The organism is Mesorhizobium waimense (genome assembly GCF_003601975.1).
Lineage (GTDB): Bacteria > Pseudomonadota > Alphaproteobacteria > Rhizobiales > Rhizobiaceae > Mesorhizobium > Mesorhizobium waimense.
Genome location: NZ_QZWZ01000061.1, coordinates 23,709 through 30,861, shown reverse-complemented (window position 1 = coordinate 30,861; position 7,153 = coordinate 23,709). Strand labels below are relative to the sequence as shown.

Sequence of the window (7,153 nt, the reverse complement as noted above, 5' to 3'; positions counted from 1 at the left end):
CCGGTGGGGAGCGCGTAGTGCCTCAGCCCAGATTCTCAGGACGCGCCTCGACCCCGGCGACAGTGGCGATCTCGAAGGCCGCGTGCGCCATTTGAACTTCCACCGGACATGGGTATTCGCCCCGCCGCATCAGGCTGTTGAGACGCAGGGTTCTGTAGTTTTCGGGAACGAACACGAGGCCCGTGGGGAAACGCTTGTTGACCTTGAGCTTCGCCGTCAATTCGCCCTGGGCGGATCGCACGACCACCTGATCGCCATCCGAAAGGTCAAGCCGCACCGCATCCCGCGCGCTTATCTCGACATATGGGTCATCCGCGACCGTATTCAGGATCTCCGAGCGCTCGGAAAGATATCCGTTGTGGAACAGGCAGTTGCCGGTGACCAGCATGAGCCGGTCGGCTGAAATGGGGGCAGGCGGGAGGACGAAGAACTCGCCAATCGGTGGCGCAAGGGCCGCCTTCGTGAATGCTCCGTCGGGGCCAAGCCCGTCCTGCGTCAACCCTTGGTAGGCCGGAACCAGCCGGGCAATCTCGCCGAAGATTTCGCCCTGGATCGACGGCCGCAACGCTTGGCCCAGAAGCGCCGCAACGAAGTCGAATATCGCCAGATTGCCCCGCGCCTCGAGGGCGGGTTCGCGGAACTTGCAGACCTTCTGCGTGCGGCCTTCGTTGTTGGTGAACGTGCCGGATTCCTCGCCATAACTCGCCGCGGGCAGCACGACATCCGCCAGGCCCGCCGTATCCGTGAGGAACGCGTCCTGCACGATCAGGAGATCGGCGGCACGAAGCGCCCGCTGCACGAATCCCCGGTCGGGATAGGACATCAGGGGGTCGCTTCCGGCGATGTAGAGCGCACCCATTTGCTTCCTGTCACAGAGTTCCAGCATCGCGTCGAAATCCACGCCCGGTTCAGCGGGGATTTTGGCGCCCCAGGCCCGTTCGAGAGTTGTGCGCGCCGCATCATTGGCGAGCGCGCGCAGCCCCGGCAGCGCCGTCGGCAAAACGCCCATGTCCCAGGCGCCCAGTTGGTTGGCACGGTCGAAGAGGAATTGCATCGCCGGGCCCTTACCGAGTACGCGGAGAACCTGCAAAAGGTTGTTGAGCTGCTGCAACGTCGCGCGCGCTCTGGGCGATCTCAGGAGGTCGGCGCTGACAAGCACGGTGACGCTCCGGCCTTCCAGCAGCGCTGCGGCCAGACGGTCCGGACCGTCACTGTCGGTGTCCGCTGCTGGCCTGCCGGTGGTCGCGCCGATGTCCGCAGAAACGTCGCCCGGCAATGCCTGCCCAGCCGCCCCCAGCCTGCTCACCACCGCAGCAAGGCCCTGAGCCTCACCGCCAGGCGGCACGCGAACGACTGCCCGCGCATCGGCCTCCAGACGGGATGGCCGCGCCGAGAGCATGAGTAACCCGGTCTGTCGCCGCCGTGCACAGTCCCGCAGCAAATATTCGGTGACTGGGTTCTCGTCCGTCACGTTGCCACCGACGACAAGCAAACAGTCGTTGCGGATCACCTCCTCCAGCGGTGCGCGTGTGTAGAAGGCGGCCACCAACGGGCCGAGCGTATCAAAGGGCGTGGACCAGCGCGAGGAGCAGTCGATATTGTTCGTGCGGAATGCTGTCCGCATCAACTTCTGGAACTGATAAAGCACCTGGTTGGGCAGGCGCGGCGAGGCTAGCCCGCCCGCAGCCTTGCTGGCGACGGCCGACAGCCGCCGGCGGAGGTATTCCCCCGCTTCGTCCCAGGAAACCGGAACCAGGACCGCGTCACGACGGATCATCGGCCGTTTGATCCTGTCCTGACTCCCGACGAAGTCGAGGCCGAAGCGCCCGCGCACGCAGAGCGTTTCGCGGTTGACTCCGTGATCCGCCTTCGAGCGGACCCGCATGAACTCGCCCTTGCGCGCGCCGACGGTCAGTTGGCAGCCGGTACCGCAATGCGGGCAGACCGTGTCGGTCTCGACTAGATCCCAGGGCCGCGCCTTGTAGCGATAGGGGAAGCTCATCAGTGCGCCGACCGGGCAGACCTCGACGCAGTTGCCGCACTGATCGCAACTCGCGAGACTGCCCTCGAAGCCAGTGATGGCGGTATCCATGCCTTTTTCGACGGTGCCCAAGGCGACCGCGCCGACGACTTCTTCGCACATCCGGACGCAGCGCTGGCACTGGATGCAGCGGTTGACGTTCATGATGATGACCGGGCTGAGACGGATGTCCTCGGAGTGGAACACGCGCTTGGCATCGCGGAACCGGCTTGCGCGGGGTCCGTACGCCATCACCATGTCTTGGAGCTCGCACTCGCCGCCCTTGTCGCAGATCGGGCAGTCGAGGGGGTGGTTGGCGAGCAGCATGTCGAGCATGGAAGAGCGCGTTTCGTCGATCAGTTGCGTGTTCGTCCTCACTACCATGCCGTCGGTGACCGCGGTGGCGCAAGAAGGCTGTAGCCGCCGCTGCCCCTCGATCTCCACCAGGCACATGCGGCAGGAGGCCAGCGCCGGCAGCCGCTTCAGATAGCAGAAGGTCGGGATGTCGATGCCCAAACGCTCGGCCGCCTGGAGCACCGTAGAGCCCGCTTCCACTTCCAGCGTTCGTTCATCGATTGTGACGCTAACCATGGCTTCCTCGCGGTCCTCTCTCTGCGCCCCCCTTAGTGAAACGGGCACCTCCGCTCCTCGATATGGGCGACGAACTCATGCTCGAAATGCGCCAGTGCTGCCCGCAGACCCATCGCCGCGCCGTCGCCCAGAGCGCAGAACGTGTTGCCGAAAATGCCTTTGCAGAGCGCCTCCAGCTGTTCCAGATCGCCCGGCGCGCCCTGGCCTGCCTCGACCCGGCGCAGGACTTTCACGACCCAGTTCAACCCTTCGCGGCAGGGGGTGCACTTGCCGCAGGACTCGTGGTGGAAGAACTCGATGATCCGGGTGGCGACTTTGACAACGCAGGTCGAGTCGTCGATCACGATCACCCCGGCCGAGCCGAGCATCGAGCCAGCGGCGGCCAGCGAGTCGAAGTCCATCCGCACGTCCAGCCCGCGCTCCGGGATCAGCGGCGCCGAGACCCCGCCTGGGATCACCGCCTTGAGCTTGCGCCCCGGTAGCGGCCCGCCGGCGCAGTCCTCGACCAGTTCGCGCAGCGGTATCCCCATCGGCAGTTCGTAAAGGCCCGGTTTCCGTACCTGTCCGCTGAGGCAATAGAGCTTCGGGCCGGGGCTCTTGTCCGGACCGATGCCGCGGAACCAGTCCGGCCCTCGCTCCACGATATGCGGTACGCAGGCTAGCGTCTCGACGTTGTTGATCACGGTCGGGCTGGCGTAGAGCCCTTCGACCGCCGGAAACGGCGGTTTCAGACGCGGCTGCGCCCGCTTGCCTTCGAGCGAGTCGAGCATCGCGGTCTCCTCGCCGCAGATATAGGCGCCGGCGCCGCAATGGATGTGCACAACGAAGCTGAAATTCGAGCCCAGAATCCGCGTTCCCAGATAACCCTTCGCATGAGCCTCGGCGATCGCCCGCTCCAGCCGGCAGATCGCCAGCGTGTATTCCCCGCGGATGTAGACATAGGCGGTTTCTGCTCCTATCGCGTAGGCGCTGATCGCCATGCCCTCGATCAGTTGGTGCGGGTCACGCTCCATGATGATCCGGTCCTTGAAGGTGCCCGGCTCGCCCTCATCGGCATTGCAGCACAGGTATTTCGGCTTGCCGGCACGCTTAGGCACGAAGCTCCATTTCGCCCCGGTTGGGAATCCGGCCCCGCCGCGACCGCGCAGGTTGGATTTCTTGACGAGGTCGATGATCTCGTCGGGCGTGTGCTCGCGAAGCGCCTTGGTCAGTGCCTGGTAGCCGCCGCCGGCCTCGTAGGTCGAGAGCAGATGGCCATTCGGCACGTCCACGTTCCTGAGAAGGACCGGTTCGAACATGGGGCTACTCACCCGCCAGTGCTGCTGCGGTGAGATCGGGGCCAGTCACTTGCTCCGCCGCCGCCCGGAGCCTGTCCAAGAGCGCGTCGATCCGCGTGATGTCGAGGTCGCCGTGATAGTCGTCGCCGACCTGCATCACCGGGGCCATCTCGCAAGCGCCAAGGCATTCGACGGTCGAAAGCGTGAACAGCCCGTCCGGGGTCGTGCCGCCATTCTTGATCCCCAGCACCTCCTCCAGGTGCCTCAGCAGGTCCTCGGATCGGCACAGCATGCAGGAGACGTTGTCGCAGAGTTGCAGGTGGAACATACCCACCGGCTCGGTATGGAAGAGGGTGTAGAAGGTCGCCAGTTCGTAGACCCAGATCCGCTCGACGCCGAGGATGTCGGCGACCTCTTCCAGCAGCGGGCCGGGCAGATGGCCATGTTCTCTCTGCGCGATCAGAAGCGCCGGCATGATCGCCGAGCGCTGGTCGGGATACCGTGCTGCCGCCTCTTCGATCTTTTCGCGCATGGTCATCGCGTCCAATTCCCTGCTACTTGTCCACCTCCGCCATCACGGGGTCGAGGCTGCCGAGTACGGCGATCATGTCCGCCAGGTAGCGCGCGTTGGTGACCCCGAAGAGTGCCTGAAGGTTGACGAACGAGGGTGCCCGGACCTTCATGCGGAACGGTTTTGGCGACCCGTCGCTGATGATGTAGAAGCCGAGCTCGCCCTTTGGCGCCTCGATCGCGGAGTAGACCTCGCCCTTCGGCACCTTGAAGCCATAGGCCGACAGGTCGAAATGCTGGATCAGCGCCTCCATCGAGCAGTGCACCCGATCCTTGTCCACCGGGAAGGCGATTGTCGGCATGTCGATCTGGAACGGCCCGTCGGGCATCTGGTCGAGGCATTGCTCGATGATCCGTACGCTCTCGCGCATTTCCTCGACGCGGCATCGCCAGCGCGCGTAGCAATCGCCTTCATCGCGGGCAATAACGTTGAACGCGAGCCGGTCGTAGATCTCATAGGGCTCGTCGCGGCGGATGTCCCAGTCGACGCCCGAGGCGCGCAGGTTCGGGCCACTCAGGCCCAGATCGATGCCGTCCGCGGCGGAGATCACGCCGATCCCCTGCGTGCGCTTCAGAAACACGCGGTTGTTCTCGAGCAGCCGTTCATAGTCGCGTATGCGGTTCGGGAAGATATCGCAGAACTCCCTGATCTTGGGGAAAAACTCGTCGGGCAGGTCCTCGCGCACACCGCCGACCCGGCAGAAGGAGGTGTGCATGCGCGCCCCGCTGATCATCTCCATCAGGTCCATGATCATTTCGCGCTCGCGCATGGCGTAAAGCAACGCCGTCATGGCGCCCAGGTCCATCGGGAGCGCGCCGATGATCAGGAGATGACCGGAGATCCGCGCCAGTTCGGCCATCAGCACGCGGATATATTGCGCGCGGATTGGCGCTTCGATGCCCAGGAGCTTCTCCACCGCCAGTGCGAAGGCCAGGTTGTTCGAGGGCGGGCAGAGGTAGTCGAGCCGGTCGGTCAGCGGGAAGATCTGGGTGTAGGTGAAGCTCTCGGCCAGCTTCTCGGTGCCCCGGTGGAGATAGCCTATATGCGGGTCCACGCGCGCGACATATTCGCCGTCCAACTCGAGGACGAGCCGCAGCACCCCATGCGTGCTGGGATGCTGCGGGCCGAGGTTGAGAAGCACCTCCCTGGTGTGGGGCGCATCGGCTTCTGGCAAGCTCAGTTCCGTGACTTCGGTCATCTCAAGTCCCGGTGTGAAACGGCCTCCCTATGGAATGTCCTTGGTGGCAAGGTCGGGCTGTGTCGGCGGCGGGCCTTCGGCACCAAACGGGTTCAGCTTGTCCTTGTAGCCCCGGAGCGGAAAGTCCTTGCGCTGCGGGAAGCCCTCGAACCCTTCCCACATATAGATCCGGCGCAGGTCGGGATGGCCCTCGAACCTGATCCCGTACATGTCCCAGGCCTCGCGCTCGTGCCAGTTGGCGGTGCGCCAGACCCCCGTCACCGACGGGACCCGCGGCGGATCGCCGAGGCGGCACTTGATGCGAACGCGCCATTTGTTCGGCAGCGAATAGAGGTGGTACACCGCCTCGTAGCGGGGCATCTCGGGGTAATGATCGACCCCGCAGATGTCGGACAGGAAATCGAACCGCAGCGCCGGGTGTTCCTTGAGGAACCGGCAAAGCTCGACGATCATGTCAGGCGGAACGGCGAAAGCGTGAACCCCATGCGAGAAGCCAAGCTCCTCGATCGCCTCCCCGAAACGTTCCGCGATCAGGGTGCGGATGAGGGACGTCTGCGCGCTCATGGTACCGCGATCCGGTCCAGAGGCGTCCCGGCCAGCGCCCTGGATTTCTTGATCTTCTCCTGAAGCAGAAGGAAGCCGTGCATCAGCGCCTCGGGCCGCGGCGGGCAGCCGGGCACATGCACGTCCACCGGCACGAAGGTCTCCGCCCCCTGCACCACCGCATAGGTGTTGTAGACCCCGCCCGAGATGGCGCAGGTGCCCATGGCGATGACCCAGCGCGGCTCCGGCATCTGGTCATAGAGCCGGCGCACCACGGGCGCGAATTTCCGGGTTATGGTGCCGGCGATGATCATCACGTCGGACTGGCGCGGCGAAGGTCGGAACACCACGCCGAAGCGGTCGAGATCGTAGCGGGCACACCCCGCCGAGATCATCTCGATGGCGCAGCAGGCAATGCCGAAGGTTTCGGGCCACAGCGCCGACCTTCGGCTCCAGCTGATCAGGCTGTCGGCCGTAGTGAACAGCACGCTGTCGCGGATCGCGTTGTTTACGCCTCCCATTCCAGCGCTCCCTTCAGCCAGGCGTAGGCGAAGCCCACGAGAAGCAGCAAAATGAAGATGAACATCTCGACATAGCCGACCAGCCCGATCTCTTTCAGGACAACGGCCCAGGGAAAAAGGAACATCGTCTCGACATCGAAGACGACAAATAAAATTGCGATGATGAAGAACTGCACCCTGAAGCGGCCTCCGGCGGCTTCACCCGCCGGGTCCATGCCGCATTCATAGGGCATGTTCTTCGCGGGATAGGGATTGGATGGGCGCAGCAGCGAGGAGACAAAAAGCGTAACCATCGCCACCAGAACAATTCCGGCGACCATGAAAAGAACCGGCAGGAACTCCATTCCGGTCACGTCGCGTAGCCCCGGTCACCTGCCGAGGGCTTTGCTCAGGCCGCTACCGACCCGTCTGGGACCGGTGATGCGGGCGCCC

At 64.4% G+C, this 7,153-nt stretch carries 7 protein-coding genes; all 7 read right to left on the bottom strand.

Annotated elements, in window-relative coordinates; all coding sequences use genetic code 11:
* Positions 1 to 22 precede the first annotated feature (22 nt).
* The 7 genes from nuoG to D3227_RS36055 are packed head-to-tail and all read right to left on the bottom strand — an operon-like array spanning position 23 to position 7,074.
* On the bottom strand, positions 23 to 2,611 hold the full coding sequence (nuoG, locus tag D3227_RS36085; protein WP_120018884.1) for an NADH-quinone oxidoreductase subunit NuoG: 2,589 nt from the start codon (positions 2,609 to 2,611) through the stop codon (positions 23 to 25).
* A 32-nt stretch (positions 2,612 to 2,643) separates the two neighbouring features.
* Entirely contained in the window at positions 2,644 to 3,909 is a 1,266-nt protein-coding gene (gene nuoF, locus D3227_RS36080) for an NADH-quinone oxidoreductase subunit NuoF (protein WP_120018883.1), read from the bottom strand.
* 4 nt (positions 3,910 to 3,913) lie between these two features.
* On the bottom strand, positions 3,914 to 4,426 hold the full coding sequence (gene nuoE, locus D3227_RS36075) for an NADH-quinone oxidoreductase subunit NuoE (protein ID WP_120018882.1): 513 nt from the start codon (positions 4,424 to 4,426) through the stop codon (positions 3,914 to 3,916).
* 16 nt (positions 4,427 to 4,442) lie between these two features.
* On the bottom strand, positions 4,443 to 5,657 hold the full coding sequence (gene nuoD / locus D3227_RS36070) for an NADH dehydrogenase (quinone) subunit D (RefSeq protein WP_120018881.1): 1,215 nt from the start codon (positions 5,655 to 5,657) through the stop codon (positions 4,443 to 4,445).
* A 27-nt stretch (positions 5,658 to 5,684) separates the two neighbouring features.
* Positions 5,685 to 6,221, bottom strand: a complete 537-nt coding sequence (locus tag D3227_RS36065) for an NADH-quinone oxidoreductase subunit C (protein ID WP_120018880.1) — start codon at positions 6,219 to 6,221, stop codon at positions 5,685 to 5,687.
* Positions 6,218 to 6,721 carry a NuoB/complex I 20 kDa subunit family protein gene (locus D3227_RS36060; protein WP_120018879.1) on the bottom strand — a complete coding sequence of 168 codons (504 nt, stop codon included), beginning with the start codon at positions 6,719 to 6,721 and terminating at the stop codon, positions 6,218 to 6,220. The genes D3227_RS36065 and D3227_RS36060 overlap by 4 nt, the downstream gene beginning before the upstream one ends.
* Positions 6,709 to 7,074, bottom strand: a complete 366-nt coding sequence (locus tag D3227_RS36055) for an NADH-quinone oxidoreductase subunit A (RefSeq protein WP_120018878.1) — start codon at positions 7,072 to 7,074, stop codon at positions 6,709 to 6,711. The genes D3227_RS36060 and D3227_RS36055 overlap by 13 nt, the downstream gene beginning before the upstream one ends.
* Positions 7,075 to 7,153: the final 79 nt, after the last annotated feature.